19 protein-coding genes and 2 pseudogenes are annotated in these 18,890 nt (G+C 63.2%); 18 read left to right on the top strand and 3 right to left on the bottom strand.

The window, feature by feature from the left end; genetic code table 11:
- The first annotated feature begins 92 nt into the window (after positions 1-92).
- The 14 genes from OE647_RS16625 (at position 93) to OE647_RS16560 (ending at position 11,691) form a co-directional block, all read left to right on the top strand.
- Complete coding sequence (locus OE647_RS16625; RefSeq protein ID WP_263722881.1) at positions 93-1,373, top strand: class-III pyridoxal-phosphate-dependent aminotransferase; 1,281 nt, start codon at positions 93-95, stop codon at positions 1,371-1,373.
- Positions 1,370-2,902, top strand: a complete 1,533-nt coding sequence (locus tag OE647_RS16620; RefSeq protein WP_263722880.1) for an aldehyde dehydrogenase family protein — start codon at positions 1,370-1,372, stop codon at positions 2,900-2,902. The genes OE647_RS16625 and OE647_RS16620 overlap by 4 nt, the downstream gene beginning before the upstream one ends.
- On the top strand, positions 2,899-3,510 hold the full coding sequence (locus OE647_RS16615) for a BMC domain-containing protein (RefSeq protein ID WP_263722879.1): 612 nt from the start codon (positions 2,899-2,901) through the stop codon (positions 3,508-3,510). Before OE647_RS16620 ends, OE647_RS16615 begins: the two co-directional genes overlap by 4 nt.
- On the top strand, positions 3,510-3,944 hold the full coding sequence (locus OE647_RS16610; RefSeq protein WP_263722877.1) for a hypothetical protein: 435 nt from the start codon (positions 3,510-3,512) through the stop codon (positions 3,942-3,944). Before OE647_RS16615 ends, OE647_RS16610 begins: the two co-directional genes overlap by 1 nt.
- Entirely contained in the window at positions 3,941-4,201 is a 261-nt protein-coding gene (locus OE647_RS16605) for a EutN/CcmL family microcompartment protein (protein ID WP_263722875.1), read from the top strand. Before OE647_RS16610 ends, OE647_RS16605 begins: the two co-directional genes overlap by 4 nt.
- Before the next feature lie 11 nt (positions 4,202-4,212).
- A complete protein-coding gene (locus OE647_RS16600) occupies positions 4,213-4,497 on the top strand; it encodes a BMC domain-containing protein (protein WP_105515568.1) in 285 nt (94 codons plus the stop codon).
- Positions 4,498-4,531: 34 nt separating this feature from the next.
- On the top strand, positions 4,532-5,161 hold the full coding sequence (locus OE647_RS16595; RefSeq protein WP_263722874.1) for a hypothetical protein: 630 nt from the start codon (positions 4,532-4,534) through the stop codon (positions 5,159-5,161).
- A 53-nt stretch (positions 5,162-5,214) separates the two neighbouring features.
- A complete protein-coding gene (locus OE647_RS16590) occupies positions 5,215-6,357 on the top strand; it encodes an ABC transporter substrate-binding protein (protein ID WP_263722873.1) in 1,143 nt (380 codons plus the stop codon).
- Positions 6,358-6,430: 73 nt separating this feature from the next.
- Entirely contained in the window at positions 6,431-7,504 is a 1,074-nt protein-coding gene (locus OE647_RS16585; protein WP_263722872.1) for an ABC transporter ATP-binding protein, read from the top strand.
- Complete coding sequence (locus OE647_RS16580) at positions 7,501-8,355, top strand: ABC transporter permease (RefSeq protein ID WP_263722871.1); 855 nt, start codon at positions 7,501-7,503, stop codon at positions 8,353-8,355. The genes OE647_RS16585 and OE647_RS16580 overlap by 4 nt, the downstream gene beginning before the upstream one ends.
- Positions 8,355-9,167, top strand: coding sequence for an ABC transporter permease (locus OE647_RS16575; protein WP_263722870.1), 813 nt, complete (start codon positions 8,355-8,357; stop codon positions 9,165-9,167). Before OE647_RS16580 ends, OE647_RS16575 begins: the two co-directional genes overlap by 1 nt.
- A gap of 30 nt (positions 9,168-9,197) precedes the next feature.
- Entirely contained in the window at positions 9,198-9,968 is a 771-nt protein-coding gene (fabG, locus tag OE647_RS16570) for a 3-oxoacyl-ACP reductase FabG (protein ID WP_263722869.1), read from the top strand.
- An 18-nt stretch (positions 9,969-9,986) separates the two neighbouring features.
- The gene (locus OE647_RS16565) at positions 9,987-11,000 is read left to right on the top strand and encodes a phosphotransferase enzyme family protein (protein ID WP_263722868.1); all 1,014 of its coding nucleotides are present in this window, start codon (positions 9,987-9,989) and stop codon (positions 10,998-11,000) included.
- A 10-nt stretch (positions 11,001-11,010) separates the two neighbouring features.
- A complete protein-coding gene (locus OE647_RS16560; protein WP_263722867.1) occupies positions 11,011-11,691 on the top strand; it encodes a cysteine hydrolase family protein in 681 nt (226 codons plus the stop codon).
- Between the two features lie 653 nt (positions 11,692-12,344).
- Here OE647_RS16560 and OE647_RS16555 read toward each other — a convergent pair.
- The 3 genes and pseudogenes from OE647_RS16555 to OE647_RS16545 all read right to left on the bottom strand — a co-directional run.
- Positions 12,345-12,635 (bottom strand): annotated as a pseudogene (locus OE647_RS16555) (IS110 family transposase); the annotation flags it as partial.
- 125 nt (positions 12,636-12,760) lie between these two features.
- Positions 12,761-13,051, bottom strand: a pseudogene (locus tag OE647_RS16550) (DDE-type integrase/transposase/recombinase); the annotation flags it as partial.
- Between the two features lie 513 nt (positions 13,052-13,564).
- Positions 13,565-14,518, bottom strand: coding sequence for a LysR family transcriptional regulator (locus OE647_RS16545; RefSeq protein WP_263722866.1), 954 nt, complete (start codon positions 14,516-14,518; stop codon positions 13,565-13,567).
- Positions 14,519-14,617: 99 nt separating this feature from the next.
- On the opposite strand from OE647_RS16545, the gene OE647_RS16540 reads away from it, so the two are divergent.
- The 4 genes from OE647_RS16540 to OE647_RS16525 all read left to right on the top strand — a co-directional run bounded on the left by OE647_RS16540 (position 14,618) and on the right by OE647_RS16525 (position 18,833).
- Positions 14,618-16,084, top strand: coding sequence for an NAD-dependent succinate-semialdehyde dehydrogenase (locus tag OE647_RS16540; protein WP_263722865.1), 1,467 nt, complete (start codon positions 14,618-14,620; stop codon positions 16,082-16,084).
- Complete coding sequence (locus OE647_RS16535; RefSeq protein ID WP_263722864.1) at positions 16,081-17,037, top strand: dihydrodipicolinate synthase family protein; 957 nt, start codon at positions 16,081-16,083, stop codon at positions 17,035-17,037. The genes OE647_RS16540 and OE647_RS16535 overlap by 4 nt, the downstream gene beginning before the upstream one ends.
- A 15-nt stretch (positions 17,038-17,052) precedes the next feature.
- Positions 17,053-17,601: a 3-hydroxyanthranilate 3,4-dioxygenase gene (locus tag OE647_RS16530; protein ID WP_263722863.1), complete on the top strand. Its 549-nt coding sequence runs from the start codon at positions 17,053-17,055 to the stop codon at positions 17,599-17,601.
- An 89-nt stretch (positions 17,602-17,690) separates the two neighbouring features.
- Complete coding sequence (locus OE647_RS16525; protein WP_263722862.1) at positions 17,691-18,833, top strand: ABC transporter substrate-binding protein; 1,143 nt, start codon at positions 17,691-17,693, stop codon at positions 18,831-18,833.
- Positions 18,834-18,890: the final 57 nt, after the last annotated feature.

Here is an 18,890-nt window from a genome sequence, read left to right as displayed (position 1 = left end):
AAATCCCACAAAAAAATGCCCGTAGTCAGTCAAAATATGTTGCGAGTCAAACGTTAGATGCTAGGATTTATGTGGAATGACGGGAGAATCAGGTGTTCAACTACGGATACTTCGCCTTTGACTCGAAGGAGGAACTTCTCGCCAAGGCGGCAGAGTACTGGAATCCCGGAAAGGTCAGCTTCTGGAGGGATGCCGGCACGCCGATGGTGATCGACCGTCGTGAGGGGTACTTCCTCTACGACATGTCGGGCAAACGGCTGATTGACCTGCACCTGAACGGCGGGACCTACAATTTTGGCCACAGGCATCCCGAACTGGTCGAGGTGCTGAAATCCGGCCTCGATTATTTCGACATGGGCAACCACTGGTTCCCGTCCGTCGCACGCGCCGCCTTTGCGGAGAAGCTGGTCAAGACCGCGCCGCACATGAAATACGCGATCTTCGGATCCGGCGGCGCGGAGGCGGTCGAAATAGCCCTGAAAACAGCGCGTTACGCCACCAAAAGGCGCAAGATCGTCTCTATCATAAAGGGCTATCACGGCCATTCCGGCCTTTCGGTCGCCACCGGGGATGAGCGGTTTTCGAAGATCTTTCTCGCCGACCGCCCCGATGAATTCATCCATGTCCCCTTCAACGATGAAGGCGCGCTGGAAGAGGTGCTGAGAAAGGGTGACGTCGCCGCCTTCATCGTCGAGACGATCCCCGCGACCTACGGTTTCCCGATGCCGCGCGACGGTTATTTGAAGGCCTGTCAGGACCTCTGCCGCAAATACGGCACCAAGTTCATCGCGGATGAGGTGCAGACCGGCCTGATGCGCACCGGCATCATGTGGGGCTGGCAGGGCTATGGCCTGCAGCCCGACATCTTCGTCTGCGGCAAGGGCCTGGGCGGCGGGATTTACCCGATCAGCGCCTGCATGGTGAACGAGGAATGTGGCGGCTGGCTGATCGAGGACGGCGCGGCCCATATCTCCACCTCCGGGGGCGCCGAGCTTGGCTGCGTCGTCGGCCACCATGTCATCGAGATGCTGCAACGGCCCGAAGTCATATCGAACGTGCATTTCGTGGCGGAATTCTTCGCGCGGGGCATGGCCGAGATGATGAAGCGCCACAGCGATATCTTCGTGGGCGTGCGGCAGCGGGGCGTGGTGCTGGGGCTCGAATTCGACCACCCCGAAGGCGCGGTTGCGGTGTCGCGGGCACTTTACGAAAACGGGGTCTGGGCGATCTTCTCCTCTCTCGACAAGCGCGTGTTGCAGTTCAAGCCGGGCGTGGTCCTTGACGTCGACCTCTGCCAGGAGATCCTCGACCGCTTCGACTCTGCAATGCCCCGCGCAAGGCAGCTTCTCAAATCCGGCAGGCGGGCAGCATGAGCGAACACACGACATTCGATGCGCCCCGTCTATCGGTCCCCGACCGCGCGCTGTCCAGCGCCCGGATGAAGGTCGGCCGCGCGGCCTGGGCGGCACGCTACTACCGCAGCTTCAGCCGCGATGCGGTGCTGGCGATTGCCGAGGCGGTCGCGCGCGCGGGCTATGAGAAGGCGGGCCATTTCGCCGACCTCGCCGTGACCGAGACCGGCTTTGGCGTCGTCGAGCACAAGAAGATCAAGAACGAGCTTTGCACCCACGCGCTTCTCGATCACTACCGCGACCTGGATCTGGTCACCCCGCGCATCGACGCGGCGCGCAAGATCGTCGAACTCCCAAAACCGGCGGGCGTGGTCTTTGCGCTGGCCCCCGCGACGAACCCGGTCGCGACCGTCTACTACAAGGCGATGCTGGCGATCCTGAGCCGCAATGCCATCGTCATCAGCCCGCACCCCGTCGCGAAGGCGGTATCGGTGGCCGCGGCGCACCACCTGGCCGAGGCGGCCGAGGCGGCGGGGGCGCCGTCGGGCCTGATCCAGTGCGTCGAGGAACCGTCGATCCCGCTGGTGCAGGACATCATGTCCTCCGACCGGATCAACGTCATCATCGCCACCGGCGGAACCGCAATGGTGCGCGCGGCCTATTCCTCGGGCAATCCGGCGCTTGGCGTCGGGCCGGGGAATGCGGTCGCATATGTCGATCCGACCGCCGGGGTCGATGCCGCCGCGCGCTGTCTGGTCGAGAGCAAGAGTTTCGACAATTCCATCCTTTGCACCAATGAAAGCGTCGTCCTGACGCTGGACAGCAATCGTGGCAACATGGAACGCGCGCTGCGCAGCGCAGGCGCGCATGTCTGCAATGAGGCGGACACGAACCGGCTGCGCGATTACCTGTTCGGCAAGGGCAGCCTGAACCTCGAGTCCATCGGCAAGAGTGCTGCCTGGATCGCCGAACGCGCGGGCATCCGCGTCAGCCCCTCGGCCCGGATCCTGGTGCCCGTGGTGGCAACGCCGGGGCAGGACGATCTTCTCTTCCGCGAAAAGCTTTGCCCGGTGCTGACGCTGACCTCGGCCGTGGATTTCCAGCAGGCGCTGACCTTCGCCAAGCACACGGCGCGGCGCGGCGCGGGGCATTCGGCGGCCTTCCACGGCGACGATACCGCAAGGCTGGTCCGCTTCTCACAGGAAATGCCGGTCTACCGCGTGGTGGTGAATGCGCCCTGCTCTCAGGGCGCGGCGGGTTTCGCGACCTATCTGCCGCCCTCTTTCACCATCGGTACCGGCTTTGCCGGGCGGTCCTCGGTGGGGGAGAATGTCGGCCCGCAGCATCTGGTGCAATGGACCCGGATCGCCTACGGCAAGGATGTGCCGGCGGACCTTTCCGGCATCGACCTTAGCGCGGTATCGACGGACCGGGCCGCCGCGCGTGCCCCTGCCGCCGCGCCGCCGCCCGCGCGTGAGAGTTTCGACCGTGATACGTTGCGGCAGCTGATCCTCGAAGAACTTCGCAGCCTTCAGGGGGCCGGGAAATGACCGACCTCAGGGCCTCCATCTTCATCGACCAGCTTCAGCCGCAGACGCTGGCCTATATCTCCACCTGGATGCGCGGCACACTGCCCCGGCTGCGCATGGCCGCACAGATCGTGGAAATCGCGCCTGGCCTTGATGTCGAGGCGCTGACCGACATCGTGCTGAAAAGCGCCGATGTGCGCGCCGGGCTTCTGGTCGTCGAACGTCAGTTCGGCACCTTGCAGTTCCACTCCCGCTCCACCGCCGAGGTGCAGGCGGGTGCGGCGGCGATCCTTTCGGCGCTGGACAAGACGGCCGATGACGTGGCGCCGCCGAAGATCCTCGCCTCGAAGCTCGTGACCAATGTCAGCGACCAGCACGCCTTCCTGATGAACCGCAACAAGCTGGGGTCGATGGTGCTGGGTGGGGACAGCATCTACCTGCTGGAATGCCAGTCGGCTGCCTACGCCATCCTCGCCTGCAACGAGGCGGAGAAGGAAGCTGACGTGAAGCTGATCGACATGCGGATGATTGGCGCCAACGGGCGACTTTATCTTGCCGGGACGGAGGCCGATGTCCGCAATGCCAGAAACGCCGCCGAAGGCGCGTTGCGCGATGCAGGGGCGTTGTGATGTCAGCCCTTCGGGACGAGATTCGTGCCATCTTGCGCGAGGAAATTGCTGCGCTCCGCGCCGATGCGGCCCCCGCCGCGCCGCAGACGGAACGGATCCGCATCGGGTCGAGTGCCGAGCTGAACCGTTTCGCGCAGGATCTTCTGCGCCGCGCAGCCTCGCCCGAATTCGCGGCGCGGGTGATGGCGGGAGATCATCGCTTCGATCTGGAAGAGGGGGCGAGGGTCGGGGCCGCATACACTGCGCCGATCGTCACAGGCCCGGCCCGTACGCCACCGGGCACGATCGACAAGGCGCTTATCACGGAACGCGACATCGCGGCCCTGGGTAACGGGGTGCGCTCCTTGCGGCTTGGCCCGCAAAACCGGCTGACGCCGCTTGCCAGGGACGAGGCGCGGCGCAGGGGCATCAGGATCGAAAGGGCAGACAGATGATTCAAGGACGCGTCATAGGCAAGATATGGTCGTCGCGCCGCGTCTCCTCCCTGCCCGCAGGGGCGCTGCTGGAAGTTGAGACGGAAAGCGGCGCGAAGCTGATCGCCTTTGACCCGCTCGGCTGCAACACCGGCGAGCCGGTCCTGATCACGCAAGGATCGGTGGCGGCCGCCTTCTTCACGGGCAAGACCGCGCCGGTCGATGCCCTGATCATCGGCTCCATCGACGAAGACAACACCAGCAAAAGCAAAGCATGAAGGAACACATCATGGCGAATCTGGCTATCGGAATGATTGAAACAAAGGGCTATGTGCCCGCGCTGTCGGCCGCGGATGCGATGGTCAAGGCGGCAAATGTCGAGATCGTGGCCCGCAACGAGGTGGGCGGCGGGCTGGTCTCCGTCGTCGTGCGTGGCGACGTGGGTGCGGTCAAGGCCGCGACCGAGGCTGGCGCAGAAGCCGCCAGTCAGGTCGGCGAGGTGACGGCGGTGCATGTCATTCCGCGCCCCCATGCCGATCTTGGCAAGCATTTCTCGGCCGCTGCCGCGAAGTGATGACCGTCCGCGCGCAGGAAAGGGTGACGAGGGTATGACCGAGCTTCGCGTCTATTTGCCGATCGAGGATCTGCAACCGCAGTTCGCGGCCTACCTGTCGTCGCCGTCGCGCGCGCGGGCCTATCCTCCGTTTCGCGGGCAGAACTCGCTGATCATCGAAGTCGCGCCCGCGCTGAGCATTCACCGGATCACCGATCTGGCGCTGAAGGCGGCGCCAGACATGGAGCCGGGCATCCTCTTCACCGAACGCCAGTTCGGCCTCTTGGAGCTTCATGCCGACGACATGGCCGACCTGACGGCGGCGGGAAATGCGATCCTGAAGGGGATCGGCGCCAAGCCCGAGGATCAGCTCGCCCCCAAGGTCCTCTATCACGACATCATCGAGGACCTGTCGGACCAGCATGCCATCATCCTCAACCGCTCACGCGACGGATCGATCCTGGTGCCGGGCGTGGCGCTTCTGATCTATGAGATGACGCCTGCCCTCTTCGCCTGCGTCGCGGCGAATGAGGCGGAGAAGGCCGCGCCGAACTGCACGTTGAACGATGTGCAGATGATGGGCGCGACGGGCCGCATCTTTATGTCTGGCACGCTGGCCGACATGAAGCTGGCCCGCGACCGGATCACCGAAGTTCTCGAAAGTATCAAAGGCCGCCGCGCCTGAACGGGGCGCAAAAGAAGGGGGGAACCCCAAACCAACCAACAGGAGGCAAACAAATGAGAAAAGGACTATCCAGACGGCAATTCATTGGGCGGACCGCCGCGCTTGCAGGGCTTGCCGGGGCCGGACCGCTTGGCCCCGCCTTCGCGGGCCGCACCGACGGGATGAATATCCTTTGCTGGGAAGGCTACAATTCCGACCAGGTGCTTGGCCCCTTCCGGTCGGCACATCCCGATGCGACGGTGCGCGCCGAAAGCGGCACCTCCGACCCGGACATGATCAACAAGCTGCGGGCGGGCGAAACCTCGGTCTGGGACCTGATCAACGTCAACCAGCCCTGGGCGCGCGACCAGCTCTATCCCGAGGGCCTGATCAAGCCGCTGAACAAAGAGCGGTTCCTGCCCTATTTCGATAAGATGCTGCCGGAATTCGCGAGCCCGGCCTATCCGCTGGCCTTCGCCGATGACGGTAACCTGATCGGTATGCCGCAGCGCTATGGCCCCTTCAGCTTCGTTGTGAACACCGATGTGATCAGCCGCGAGACGGCAGAGGAGCAGGGCTGGAACCTCTTCCTCGACCCGGCGATGAAGGGCCGTTTCGGCGTTCTGACCTATGACAACTGGAACGTCATCCACATGTGCCTGACCGCCGGCCTCAATCCCTTCGCGCCGATCGAGGGGGGCGATGTCGACAAGTTCCGCGAGACGGCCAAGACTATCTTCGGCGGCGCGAAGCTTTTGACCGACGATCTGGTGGCCATGAACACCGCGCTGATCAACGGCGAGATTGACGCCTATTTCACCGGCGGCACCTACACCGCCTCTCCGGCGCGCTACGACGGCGCGACGAACGTGCGCGCGATCACGCCGAGAAGCGGGCCGGTCGATGGCAAGGGCGGTTGCGTCTGGATCGAGCTGACCTCGGCTGTCAACAACCCGAACCCGAGCGATCTGGCCGAGGACTTCCTCGAATTCGTTCAGGCGCCCGAGGTTGCCAAGGCGGTGGCCTTCACCGAGGGCACCTACAACCCGGTCGCCCAGATGGGCAATCCCGAGGTCATGGCCCAGTTCGACGAGGAAGAACTGGACGCGATCCAGATTGACAGCCTGGAAGAAGAGATGGCGCGGTCGCTCGATTACGATGTCGTCGCCTCTTATGACGCGCTGATCGAGATCTACACGCAAGAACGCCGGTCGTGACACTGCCGGCTCCGGGGCGGCGAAACCTGCCCCGGAGGTGCCTGAAATTGAATGAATGCAGCAAGGTTGGGGCATGGACTCTCCGGGACTTCTGCGCCTTCGCGGCGTCGTCAAGCGGTTTGGTAACTTCACGGCGCTGAAGGGCATCGACCTCGACATCGCCGAGGGCGAGTTCTTCACGATCGTGGGGCCGTCCGGCAGCGGCAAGTCGACGATGATCCGCCTGCTCGTCGGCATGGACGAGGTGACAGAGGGCGAGATCTGGCTGCGCGACAAGCGAATTGACCAGACGCCCGCGAACCTGCGCCCGACGTGCATGGTGTTTCAGTCGCTGGCGCTTTTTCCGCATATGACGGTCGGGCAGAACATCGAGTTCCCGATGAAGATCCGCAAGGAGGCGCCGGCCAAGCGGCGCGCGAGGGCGGAAGAGTTGCTCGACCTTCTGCGGCTGCCGCGCAGATACTATGACAAGCGCATCTCCCAGTGTTCGGGCGGCGAACGGCAGCGCGTGGCGCTGGCGCGCGCGCTTGCCTTCGATCCGGAGATCCTGTTCTTCGACGAACCGCTCTCGGCGCTCGACTACCGGCTGCGCAAGACGCTTGAGAAAGAGCTGAAGGACCTGCACACCCGCACCGGCAAGACCTTCGTCTACATCACCCATTCGCTGGAAGAGGCGATGGTGATGTCCGACCGGATCGCCATCATGAAAGACGGTCAGTTCGAACAGATCGCCGTCGCCGACCAGATCTATAGCGCCCCGGTCAGCCGCTTCGTCGCCGAGTTCATGGGCGAGGTGAACCTGTTCCCGCTGCGTGCCGGCGCGGATGGCCGGATCGAAAGCCCGACGCTGTCGGTCCGGCCGGGGGTCGCGCTGTCGGACCTGGCGCCGGGGCATGACGGCCTGTTGATGGTGCGTCCCGAATATCTGCGCCTCGCGGACAGCGGGGGCAGCTTCGACTTCACGCTGAGCGGCGTGGTCCACGGCGAATACGCGCTCGGCTCCCGCATCCAGTATGAGATCAAGACCGAAAACGGCATGGTGACGGTCGAGAAGCTGCGCGAGGAACGTCTGAGCGCAGCCGAGGGACAGAAGGTCACGCTGGGTTTCAACGCCGCGAACACCCATTTCATCGGCGAGGCGGCATGAACAGACTCGACGGGAAACTGGGGTTTCTTTCCGCGCTGCCGCTGGCGCTGGTCCTGCTGTTGTCGTTCCTGGCGCCGCTCGTCGTGGTGGCGCTGTTCTCGATCATGCCGCCCAAGGTCTTCTCGCTGGCGAACATGCCGGATTTCTCGGCCTATTCGCTGTTCTTCTCGCAAGGTTACTACAAGTCGCTCCTCTGGTCGCTGGGCATGGCGCTTTGCGCGACCGTGATCCTTGTCGTGCTCTGCTGGCCGCTCGCCTATGCGATGGCGAAGGTCTTTGGCCGCTTCAGCCTGATCCTGACCGTCGCGGTGGTGATGAGCCTTTTCGTCTCGGAAAACATCCGACTCTTCGGCTGGGTGCTGACGCTGATGAAGGGTGGGCTGATCGAGGGGCATCTGCGCTCATGGACCGGGGTCGGCTTCGAAGGCCCGCTCTACTCCGTTCCGATCATCATCTTCGGCCTGGTCTACGTCTACCTGCCCTTCATGCTCTTTCCGCTGGCACAGGGCATTTCCATGGTGCCCGACGACACGCGGCAGGCGGCCTACGATCTTGGCGCCTCGCGCTGGCAGGTGCTTTGGCAGATCGAGGTGCCGCTGGCGGCGCCGGGCATCGTGGTCGGATCGCTCCTGAGCTTCGTTCTGGCGGCGGGGGCACTGGCGGAATCCAAGATCCTTGGCGGTCAGGCGGTCATCGCGATTGCCGACGATGTCGAGACGGCCTTCACCTTCGGGCAGAACTGGCCGCTTGGCTCCGCCCTTTCTATGATCCTGATCGTCATCATCGGGGGGCTTGCGCTTTTTGGCGTGTCCAAGGTCGATCTGGATGCGATCATGGGGAGGAAACGCTGATGTCCACCAGCCGCTCGACCCGGATCGTGCTGTACGTCTACGGCGTCATCGTCATCGCGTTCCTTTACCTGCCGCTGGTCTCGGTCGGCTTTGCCTCGGTCTCGCAGGCGCGATACCTTAGCTTTCCGATCAAGCGTTATTCGACAAAGTGGTATGGCGAGGCGATGGCCAGCAGCACGGTCAGCGAGCTTCTGACGACGTCGCTTTCGGTCGCGGTGCTGGTGACCGTGATCTCGGTGGTGGTGGCCTTCTTCGGCGCGCTGGCCTTCGCGCGTTATCACTGGCGGTTCCGCACCACGTTCCAGAAGCTGATCCTGCTGCCGATCTTCTTCCCGCAGACGGTTTTGGGCCTTGCCCTTCTGATGTGGTTCAACTCTCTCGGCATTATCCCGACCTGGAAGACGGCCGTCGTCGCCCACCTTGTCTGGATTGCCCCAATTGCCACGCTGATCGTCGCCATCCGCGCCTACAGTTTCGACCCTGCGCTGGAAGAGGCCGCGCGTGACATGGGCGCCAACACCGTCACAATCCTGCGTGAGATCACGCTGCCCCTGCTGATGCCGGGGCTGGTTTCCGCCGGACTTTTCGCCTTCCTTCTCAGCTGGGGGAACTTCCCGCTGTCACTTTTCACCACGGGCGCGGATTCCACCCTGCCCGAATGGCTCTATGCCAAGATGGTGTCGGGCTATTCACCGTTGGTGCCGACGCTGGGCGTCATGTCGGTGGTCGGGTCCTTCGTCCTGATCCTTGCCGCCTTCGCGGTGGCCTGGCTGGTGCGGGTCAACAGGGACGCACGGGTCGCGCAGGACTGAAAAACAAGAAACTCGCAGGGAGATCGCATCATGCTTACGTCACTGAAAGGCAAAAGTGTCATCGTCACAGGTGGGTCCAAGGGGATCGGCCGCGGCATTGCCACCGTCTTCGCCCGCCAAGGGGCCAAGGTCACGATCGCCGCGCGGAACGAGGATGATCTGAAGAAGGCGGCAGCAGAGATCGAGGGCGACGTGCGCTATGAGGTCTGCGACGTGTCCGACTGGTCATCGGTCAAGGGCATGGTCGATAGTACGGCGGCGGCGCAGGGCGGGCTGCATGTCATGTGCGCCAACGCGGGCGCCTTTCCACAGACAAAGATCGTCGACATGGACCCCGGCGAATGGGACCAGGTGATGGCCACCAACCTGCGGTCGGCCTTCCTGTCGGTCAAGGCGGCGATCCCGCATTTCGAAAAGGCTGGCAAGGGCCGTGTGGTGCTGACTTCTTCGATCACCGGGCCGATCACGGGCTTTCCGGGCTGGTCGCATTACGGCGCGTCGAAGGCGGGGCAGCTTGGCTTCCTCAAGACCGCCGCGATGGAACTGGCGCGCTACAACACCACCATCAATGCCGTCATGCCGGGGAACATCTACACGGAGGGGCTTCAGGATCTGGGGGAGGACTACCTGGCCACGATGGCCGCCTCGATCCCGCTGAAGCGGCTTGGCGCGGTCGAGGATATCGGCAACGCCGCCCTTTTCTTCGCCTCGGATGAGGCGGGCTATATCACCGGCCAGCAGATCGTTGTCGATGGCGGCCAGATCATCCCGGAATCGCTGGAAGCTATCGCCGAAATCTGACTGTCGAAGGAGGACGCGATGTCCGGTTCCGATATGCCTCTGGAAGAAATGCTGGGCCATCTGAACGATCTGGCCCAATCCTCCCTGCCGCTTTGGGACGTGCCGGATGGCGCGACGGCGCGGCTCATCAACGTGTCCGAGAACGCGACCTATCTGGTCGAGGCGCCGGGCGGGTATCGCGCGGTCCTGCGCATCCACCGAGAAAATTACCACACCCACCGGGCAATCGAGTGCGAGCTGGGATGGTTGGAGGCGCTGGACGGCGCGGGCGTGGTGATCACCCCCGGTGTCTATGTCGGCCGCAACGGCGACCCGATCCAGCAGGCGCATGGGAAAGGGCTTGCGGCCCCGCGCTACATGGTGCTGTTCCATTTCGTCGAAGGGTCCGCCCCCGACGAAAGCGCCGACATGAGCGCCGGGTATGAGGAGCTTGGGGCGATCGCCGCGCGCTGCCATGACCATGTTCTTGGCTGGGAAAAACCCGATGATTTTCAGCGCCTGACCTGGGATGAGAAAACGGTCTTTGGCCCGAACCCGACCTGGGGCAACTGGCGCGACGCGCCCGAAGTGACGCCCGAGGTCGCCGGTGTCCTGGAAGAGGTGGAGCGGACGGTGCGCGCGCGCCTTGCCGCCTTCGGCAAGGCCCCGGACCGTTTCAACTTGATCCATGCCGACATGCGGCTGGCCAACCTCCTGATCGACGCCAAGGGCACGCGGCTCATCGACTTCGACGACTGCGGCTGGGGTTGGTTCCTTTACGATTTCGCCGCGGCGATCAGCTTTATCGAGGATGACCCCCGCATTCCGGGCCTGAAGGCGGCCTGGGTCAGGGGATACCGCTCCGTCCGCCCGCTGAGCGCGGCCGAAGAGGTCGAGATCGACACCTTCGTCATGCTGCGGCGCATGGCGCTTCTGGCCTGGATCGGCAGCCATATCGAGGCGCCGGAACCGCAGGCGCTGGCCTCCGGCTTCGCCGCCACAACGGCGCGGTTGGGACAGGCCTATTTGGAGCGTATGCGCGCCCTGGCATGAGGAGCAGGGGATGAGTGACTGGAAGAAAGCCTTTCGCAGCTTCTATTACGAATTGGCGGAAGATCCCGAGGACATCGTCTTGAGCCGCCGCCACACAGCGGTGCTGGTGATCGACATCCAGAATACCTACCTTGAGCCCAAGGACGACCCCGCAGAGCAGCGCCGCTGGCAGCCATTCTTCGACCGCATGACCGGGACCGTGATCCCCAACTGCGCCCGGCTGATCGACTGGGCGCGCGCTGAAGGGATCGAGGTGATGTATGCACGCATCGCCTGCCAGACCGAGGACGGCCGCGACCGGTCCCTCAGCCAGAAGAGGCCGGGGTTCAACTACCTCCTGCTGCCGAAGGACAGGGTCGACAGCCAGATCGTCGACGCGCTTGCCCCGCGCGGGGACGAGATCGTGGTCACCAAGACGACAGACAGCGCCCTGACCGGCACCAACCTGCGGCTCATGCTGCGCAATATCGGCATCACACATGTGATCGTCGCAGGCATCTTCACCGATCAATGCGTCAGTTCCACGGTTCGTTCGCTCGCCGATGAAAGCTTCGACGTCCTCGTCGTCCACGATGCCTGCGCGGCGGCCACCGATGCGCTGCATGAGCGGGAGCTTGAGATCATCAACATGATTTATTGCCATGTCGTCGGCCTTGACGATCTGGCGGCGCTCCTGACCGGCCCGGACTGAAGGACTTCACCTCAGCCAGACAGCGGGATCGAAGGCTTCGCGCTGCCCGTCGCGGAGCCAAGTGCCGCCGAGGATCTTCGACACAAGCGGGCCGCCTGACCCTGGAGCGTTGAACAGTCCCACGGATGACGAACGCCTGCGAAATCTCAATCATCGTCTTGTTACCTTTGATCGCGGTAATCGCCGCTTTTGTCTCGAACGCCAGGCTGTGGTTCCGGCATGGTTGGTTTGTCAGGGCCATTCCACCGTCGGCAGCATCGCGCTGGGTGCGGTCATGTTTCCGGCCTTTGCGCGCGGTGCGACTGACCGCTGGCCCTGATCAAGTCCGCGAGCCGGTTCCCATTCAGATGATCGAGCTGCAACGCCCTGACAGCACCTCGGGGTGTTCCGGCAGCGGTCTCGCTTGATCATCACCACGCAACTCTGCCCTTGCATCTTGTAGCGGTGCCCTTCGGGCGCCGCTTGCCTCCGGTCAGATGGCCGCTGCGACCCTGTAGTTCTCGCCCCTCACGAGCCGCGTTGGTGTGCGCTCGAGCAGGGATCCGAGCCAAGCGCCGGTCCGCGTGTCGATCGTCTCCGCTCGCCGTGTCACAGAGGTGGCGCCGATACCGAGCAATCGGCACAAAACGCATGTTTGGTCGTGTCACGGCCTAGCAGATCGCCGCGGCGTCAGCCGCGTCATTCTTCTGCCGCTTCACATAGGGCTTTACAAAGGCGGGCGGGATCCGCCTGACCTCATGGCCAAGTGCCGCGATCTCACGCGCCCAATGGTGTGATGTGGCGCAGGCTTCCATCCCGATCAGGCAAGGGCTCAGCTTGCCGAGAACGTCGAGTACCGCGCTCCGGCGCAGCTTCTTCTGCAAGACGACGCCACCATCCGCGTCAACGCCGTGAAGCTGAAACACGGATTTGGCCAGGTCGATCCCGAGCGTTGTAATCTCCATGTGGGCGGCTCCCTCCCTCCGTTGGGTTACGACAGCACCAGCATGGCGCGTTGCGATGCCGTCGAGGTGGAGCCGTGCACACCATCAGGCGAATGCGAACCAGTCTCCACGAGGACAGCTGTCCCTTATGCCGCGTAGAGACCGCGCCACCCGTCGAGAGCGGCGGCGCGGTTCTGCTTGAAGAGGGGCCTGCTGGAGAGGCTGCATTCCTGATTGAAGTGGTTGCAGACGGAAGCGTGAACGGCGGCGAACTTCCGCAAACTTCGCATCCGCCGAAAGCGGAGCATGGCTCGTTCCCGACGTCGGAACGGAAGATGTGAACTCTCCACCCGGTTGTTCATCCAGCGTCCTGTTTCCTGCCGGTAGACCGCGTCGGGATGCCTCAAGGCAGCACCATATGACCGAAGCTTGTTGCTGTGCCCCCCGAGAATTCTTCCATCTGATGCTAGGGTCTGGCCCAACGAAGGGACGGACGATGAATCGCTCGAGATACACGGACGGGCAGATCATCGGCATATTGCGCGAGCATGAGGTCGGGGCGAAGCATCGATTGCGCCCCATGCGCGGGTTCCAGACGCTGGCCGGAGCCAAGGCTGCGCTCGCTGGTATGGTACCTTCTGCACCATTCGAGAAGACCTGTTCGAGAATTGTGAGACAGGGGTAATCAACGAGACTGTCTTTGTAGAAAGACTGTTCCGGGACGCTGCGTGAACGGCGAGCATCCCCGACGATAAACGCCGCTCTATTCCGTTAATGCAACGGACCCGAATTGAGGGCTGCGCGACAGAGGAACACGCCATGCTGGGCTGCTGACGCTCATCCAGGGTAATCACGCCGCTTAACACGAGGTCTGCCTACAGCCCAGCCGGCACCCGGAGTGCGATCGCTTCGAGTTCTTCAACAAAAAGCATAATCGATCTATCCGGGTTTTACGACGAATGGGCCATGCCGGCCGCCGTCCGCGCCGCCTCATGGCGCAGCGCCTTGATCAGGGTTTCTGCCGCCGGGGAAAGCCGGGCATCGCGGCGGGTTGAAATACCGATCGGGCGGCGGGTGGTGGGCAGGTCGATGTCAAGGATCTGCACAAGCCCCAGATCGCGCTCGGTCTGGGCCAGTTGCACCGGCCAGACCGCGAGGTAGTTGGCCCGCAGTACAAGCGCGCGGTTGGTCAGGAGCGAAACCGATTCAACGATATTGATCGGGGCGCGCAATCCGGCCTGCCGGAATGCCTCATCAATCTGGCGGCGCAGGCTGGTTTCGTGTCGAGGCAAGATCCACGGGTGGCCCATCAGATCCCCAAGGCCAAGCTGCTTGCGCTCAAGCAGCGGGTGGCCCCGGCGCAGGACGATGCTTGCGTAATCCTCGCACAGCGTTTCTTCGGCAATGCCGCTGCCGGAGGAAAAGACGGGCAGGCGACCAATCACCAGATCCAGCTCCCCCGTGCGCAACAGGGGCATCAGCACATCATTGGTGCCTTCGATCACCTTCACCGCAAGATTGGGGCGGTCCTTCATGACAGCGGCAATCGCCATCGGCAGGATCGACACCGCCGCCGAGACCAGAACCCCTACCGCAACCCGCCCGCCCGAGCCCGTGCGCATATCCTCGAGCTCCTGACCCGCATGGCGAAGCTGTGTCAGAACCAGCTTGGCATGGGCCAGCAGCACCTGCCCTTCCTGCGTCGCCAGCGCACCGCGATTGGTGCGCTCAAACAGGCGGGTTCCCACCACGGCCTCGGCCTCTTGCAGCGCCTTCGTCACGGCCGATTGCGTCAGCCCAACGCTTTGCGCCGCGCCCAGCAGACTGCCCTCCCGGTCGATGGCGGTCAGCAGGGTCAGGTGGCGAAGGGACAGACGGGTTTCAAGACGCGGGATGGGGGCCATGTCTGATATTCCAATTAAGAATATATAACTTCGATTACTTCATTTGCGTTCAATATGCCAGTGCGCCTTAATCGGGCCGGACATATCGAAGGCCACGCCATGACCCTTTACCCCGAGCCGAGACTTTTCATCGACAACCGCTGGCTTGCCACCAGCGAAACGCTGCCGGTCCTGAACCCGGCCACCGAGGACGAGATCGGCCGGCTCCCCGTTGCTGGGCAGGCGGAGCTGGATCTGGCGCTTGAGGCCGCGGAACGCGGGCACCGCATCTGGAGCCGCACCGCGCCACGGGTCCGGGCGCAGATCATCGTGAAGGCGGCGGCGCTGCTGCGCGAACGCATGAACGATATCGCCCCGTCGATCACCATGGAAAATGGCAAGCCGCTGATGCAGGCAAGGCTTGAGGTAATCCGTGGCGCCGAGTTCTTCGAATGGGACGCGGGCGAGGCCCAGCGGCTTTTCGGGCAGGTCGTGCCATCGGTGCCCGGCATCCGCTATACCGTGGTACGCGAGGCGGCGGGCATCGTTGCCGGTTTCTCGCCCTGGAACTTTCCGCTTAGCCAACCCGCACGCAAGATTGCGGGCGCGCTTGCCTCGGGCTGTTCGATCATCCTAAAGGCCGCCGAGGAAACCCCTGCGGGGGCAGTTCATATCGCCCGCGCCTTTCAGGATGCCGGCCTGCCCGCCGGGGTGCTGAACCTTGTGTTTGGCCACCCGTCCGAGATTTCCTCCTATCTGATACCACAAGACAAGGTGCGTGTGGTCGCCTTTACCGGCTCGACCTCGGTCGGGGTTCACTTGACCGAAATGGCCGCCAGGTCGATGACGCCGGTTCTGATGGAACTGGGTGGCCACGCCCCGGTCATCGTTTGCGATGATGTCGATGCCCAGGCGGCGGGGGTGATTTCGGCGGTGCGCAAGGCCCGCAACTCCGGGCAGGTCTGCACCTCGCCCACCCGGTTTTTCGTGGCGGAGAAGCGCTGCGAGACCTTTGCCCGCGCCTTTGCGGAACGGGCCGCACGGGTGCGCATGGGTAACGGGCTGGACCCGGCAACGGAGATGGGGCCGGTGGCCAATATCCGCCGCATCGCCGCGCTTGATGCGCTGGTGGAAGATGCCCGCGCCAAGGGGGCCAGGGTGCTTGCCGGCGGCACGCGCCCCAAAGGGCCGGGCTACTTTTTCCCTGTCACCGTGCTTGCGGATGTGCCGGACAATGCCCGCGTTATGACGGAAGAACCCTTTGGCCCGGTGGCCATTATCAACCCGGTGGCCAATCTGGGCGAGGCCATCACCCGCGCCAATGCCCTGCCCTATGGGCTGGCCTCGTATGCCTTTACCCATTCCGCCGCCAATGTCGAGCGGTTGACCAACGAGATCGAGGCCGGGACACTTTCGATCAATACGCTTGAGGCATCGGTGGCCGAAGTGCCGTTCGGCGGCGTGAAATATTCTGGCCATGGGCGCGAAGGCGGGTCGGAGGGGCTGCATCACTACACCGTCACCAAGACCATTTCGCATCGGATGGAGCTTGAAACCGAACCGACTGTCGCAGGAGCCAAAGCATGAAATACAGCCGCAAGGACGCCAAGGCCCACGCCTTTGCCCATACGAAGGGGATATGGGCGGCGGCGCTCATGCCGTTCCGCGCAGACCTCTCCATCGACGAGGAGGGCTTTGCCCGCAACATGAACCACTGGATCGAAGATCTGGGGATCGACGGGTTCTTCATCGCCGGCAAGCAGGGCGAGTTCTTTTCAATGTCGATCGACGAGCGCAAGCGCGCCTTCGATCTGGCGGTCAGGGCGGCGGACGGACGGGCACAGACGATCATGTCCTGTTCAGACCAGAACATGGATGTGGTGATTGATCTGGCCCGTCATGCCCAGAACTGCGGCGCCGATTACATTGTGGTTCACGCGCCGGTTCTGCACTTCTTCAGGCAGCAGGACGAAACCCTGGTCCGCTACTATGAGACCATCGCCAGCAAGGTCGATATTGGTATCGCGCTTTGGAGCCACCCGGATTCGGGCTATCTGATGAGCCCGCAGCTGTGCAACCGGCTGGCCGATATCGAGACGGTCGTGGCCATCAAGTATTCGGTTCCGCGGGACATGTATGCGGAACTGACGAGGCTTGCCGGTGACCGGATTCTGGTTTCCACTGCCTCCGAGGAAGAATGGCTGGACAACATCCTTGAACTTGGCTGGCGGCTTTATCTCTGTTCATCGCCGCCCTATCTGATCCAGACGGCCGCCGACCGGCGGATGCGCGACTACACCGATCTTGCCTTTGCCGGAAAGGCCGACGAAGCCCGCGTGCTGCGCGACAGTCTTGAGCCGGTTCGCCAGGCCCTGCGCGCCACCCGGCCGTCCGAGAAGCCCCACGCGCATCAGAAATACTGGCAGGAGCTTCTGGGCCAGACCGGCGGCCGGGTGCGCCCGCCGCTTCTGGAGCTGACGAGGGCTGAGATGGCCGCAACGAAACAAGCGTTTGAAAACTGCGGCCTGAAGCTGGCCTGATCTGCGGAGGACGGAATGACACGCCTTGCTGCCTTCAATTTCCAGAAATGGATCGACGAACACAAACATCTGCTGAAACCGCCGGTGGGCAACCAGCTTGTCTTCAAGGATGCCGAACTGATGGTGACAGTGGTGGGCGGTCCGAACGCACGCACCGACTATCACGACGATCCGGTGGAAGAGTTCTTCTACCAGTTGAAGGGCGACATGCTGCTGAAGCTGCACGACACCACGACCGGCGACTTTTATGATGTGCCGATCCGCGAGGGCGACATATTTCTTCTGCCCCCGCATATGCGCCATTCACCGCAGCGCCCGCAGGAAGGCTCGATCGGGCTGGTGATCGAACCGGCCCGTCCCGAAGGGGCGCTGGACGCGATTGAATGGTATTGCTTTGAATGTCAGGCCCGCGTTCACCGCGCCGAGGTGGATCTGGAGTCCATCGTTGACGATCTGCCGCCGATCTATGCCGCCTTCTATTCCGACGAAAAAGCCCGCACCTGCCCGAACTGCGCCACCGTGCATCCGGGCAAGCGGGCACCAGAGGGCTGGGTGAAGCTGTAGGTATATTGTGCTTGAAGCACAGCGAAAGCCTGCACCATCATGGGCCAAAGCCAAAGAACACGACCAATAACGACCAACAGGAGAGTGCGATGAAGAAACTGCTGCTGACTGCGAGCCTGGTTCTGGCCGCGGCAACGCCCTTGTGGGCCGAGGGAACCAAGATCGGTGTGATCACCACACTGTCCGGCCCCGCGGGCTATCTGGGCGAACAGATCCGCGACGGGATGAAATTGGGTCTTGAGGCCACCGGCGTGCCGTTTGAACTGGTCGTGGAAGACGACGGGCGCGACCCGAACACCGGCTTGCAGATTGCCGACCGGATGATGAACGAAGAAGGCATCAAGCTGTTGACCGGCATCGTCTTTTCCAACGTCGCCATGGCCGTGGTGCCCGAGGCGATGGATCTGGGCGCGCTCTATGTCAGCCCGAACGCCGGCCCTTCGCCTTTGGCTGGGGCCAAGTGCAACGCCAACTATTTTGTCGTAAGCTGGCAAAATGACAGCCTGCACGAGGCGGCTGGCGCCGCGGCCAAGGGCCGGGGCTACAAGACCGCCGTGGCGCTTGCCCCGAATTATCAGGCCGGCAAGGATGCCATCGCCGGATTCAGCCGCGAATTCGGCGGCGAGGTCAGCGAAATCTACACCGGTGTTGATCAGTCGGACTTTGCAAGCGAAATGGCGCAGATCCGCGACAGGGCGCCCGATGTGGTCTTCCAGTTCCATCCTGGCGGTCAGGGCATCGCCTTCCTGAAACAGTATCAGCAGTCTGGCCTTTTGGGCGCGGTGCCGATGGTGGTTGCGGAACCCTCGTTCGATGCTGTCATCCTCAAGGCGGTTGGGCCGGCGGCCCTGGGGGTCATCGGCACAACGCATTGGGGGGCCGATTTCGACAATGAGGCTTCCAGACAGATGCTGGCCGCATGGTCCGCAGCCTATCCCGACAAGCCGCTGACGAACTATGGCCAGCAGGGCTATGACACCGGCCTTCTGATCGGATCGGCGCTGCAACAGGTGGGTGGCGATGCCGATGTGGATGCCCTGCGCGCGGCGCTCAAAGAGGCCAATTTCATCTCGACCCGCGGCAATTTCGCCTTCGGACCGAACCAGCACCCGGTTCAGGACTGGTTTGTCACCGAAGTGGTGGCCGATGAAGCCGGCAACCCCAAGAGCGTGACCAAGGGCAAGATCCGCGAGCAGGTGGGCGACGTCTACGCAGCCGACTGCAAGATGTAACTGCGTCAAATCCCCCAGCGGGCCGGGAAACCCCTGTTTCCCGGCCCGCTATCGCAG

Origin of the sequence: Albidovulum sediminicola (genome assembly GCF_025751575.1) — a bacterium.
GTDB classification, from domain to species: Bacteria; Pseudomonadota; Alphaproteobacteria; order Rhodobacterales; family Rhodobacteraceae; genus Albidovulum; species Albidovulum sediminicola.
Note: the sequence above shows the minus strand (reverse complement) of the source record. Positions and strands in the feature narration are given on the sequence as shown.

Excerpts from the sequence above, each read along its gene's own strand:
- OE647_RS16620 (WP_263722880.1), top strand. The coding sequence starts at position 1,370 with ATGAGCGAACACACGACATTCGATGCGCCCCGTCTATCGGTCCCCGAC.
- OE647_RS16615 (WP_263722879.1), top strand. The coding sequence starts at position 2,899 with ATGACCGACCTCAGGGCCTCCATCTTCATCGACCAGCTTCAGCCGCAG.
- OE647_RS16610 (WP_263722877.1), top strand. The coding sequence starts at position 3,510 with ATGTCAGCCCTTCGGGACGAGATTCGTGCCATCTTGCGCGAGGAAATT.
- OE647_RS16605 (WP_263722875.1), top strand. The coding sequence starts at position 3,941 with ATGATTCAAGGACGCGTCATAGGCAAGATATGGTCGTCGCGCCGCGTC.
- OE647_RS16600 (WP_105515568.1), top strand. The coding sequence starts at position 4,213 with ATGGCGAATCTGGCTATCGGAATGATTGAAACAAAGGGCTATGTGCCC.
- OE647_RS16595 (WP_263722874.1), top strand. The coding sequence starts at position 4,532 with ATGACCGAGCTTCGCGTCTATTTGCCGATCGAGGATCTGCAACCGCAG.
- OE647_RS16590 (WP_263722873.1), top strand. The coding sequence starts at position 5,215 with ATGAGAAAAGGACTATCCAGACGGCAATTCATTGGGCGGACCGCCGCG.
- OE647_RS16585 (WP_263722872.1), top strand. The coding sequence starts at position 6,431 with ATGGACTCTCCGGGACTTCTGCGCCTTCGCGGCGTCGTCAAGCGGTTT.
- OE647_RS16580 (WP_263722871.1), top strand. The coding sequence starts at position 7,501 with ATGAACAGACTCGACGGGAAACTGGGGTTTCTTTCCGCGCTGCCGCTG.
- OE647_RS16575 (WP_263722870.1), top strand. The coding sequence starts at position 8,355 with ATGTCCACCAGCCGCTCGACCCGGATCGTGCTGTACGTCTACGGCGTC.
- fabG (WP_263722869.1), top strand. The coding sequence starts at position 9,198 with ATGCTTACGTCACTGAAAGGCAAAAGTGTCATCGTCACAGGTGGGTCC.
- OE647_RS16565 (WP_263722868.1), top strand. The coding sequence starts at position 9,987 with ATGTCCGGTTCCGATATGCCTCTGGAAGAAATGCTGGGCCATCTGAAC.
- OE647_RS16560 (WP_263722867.1), top strand. The coding sequence starts at position 11,011 with ATGAGTGACTGGAAGAAAGCCTTTCGCAGCTTCTATTACGAATTGGCG.
- OE647_RS16545 (WP_263722866.1), bottom strand. The coding sequence starts at position 14,518 with ATGGCCCCCATCCCGCGTCTTGAAACCCGTCTGTCCCTTCGCCACCTG.
- OE647_RS16540 (WP_263722865.1), top strand. The coding sequence starts at position 14,618 with ATGACCCTTTACCCCGAGCCGAGACTTTTCATCGACAACCGCTGGCTT.
- OE647_RS16535 (WP_263722864.1), top strand. The coding sequence starts at position 16,081 with ATGAAATACAGCCGCAAGGACGCCAAGGCCCACGCCTTTGCCCATACG.
- OE647_RS16530 (WP_263722863.1), top strand. The coding sequence starts at position 17,053 with ATGACACGCCTTGCTGCCTTCAATTTCCAGAAATGGATCGACGAACAC.
- OE647_RS16525 (WP_263722862.1), top strand. The coding sequence starts at position 17,691 with ATGAAGAAACTGCTGCTGACTGCGAGCCTGGTTCTGGCCGCGGCAACG.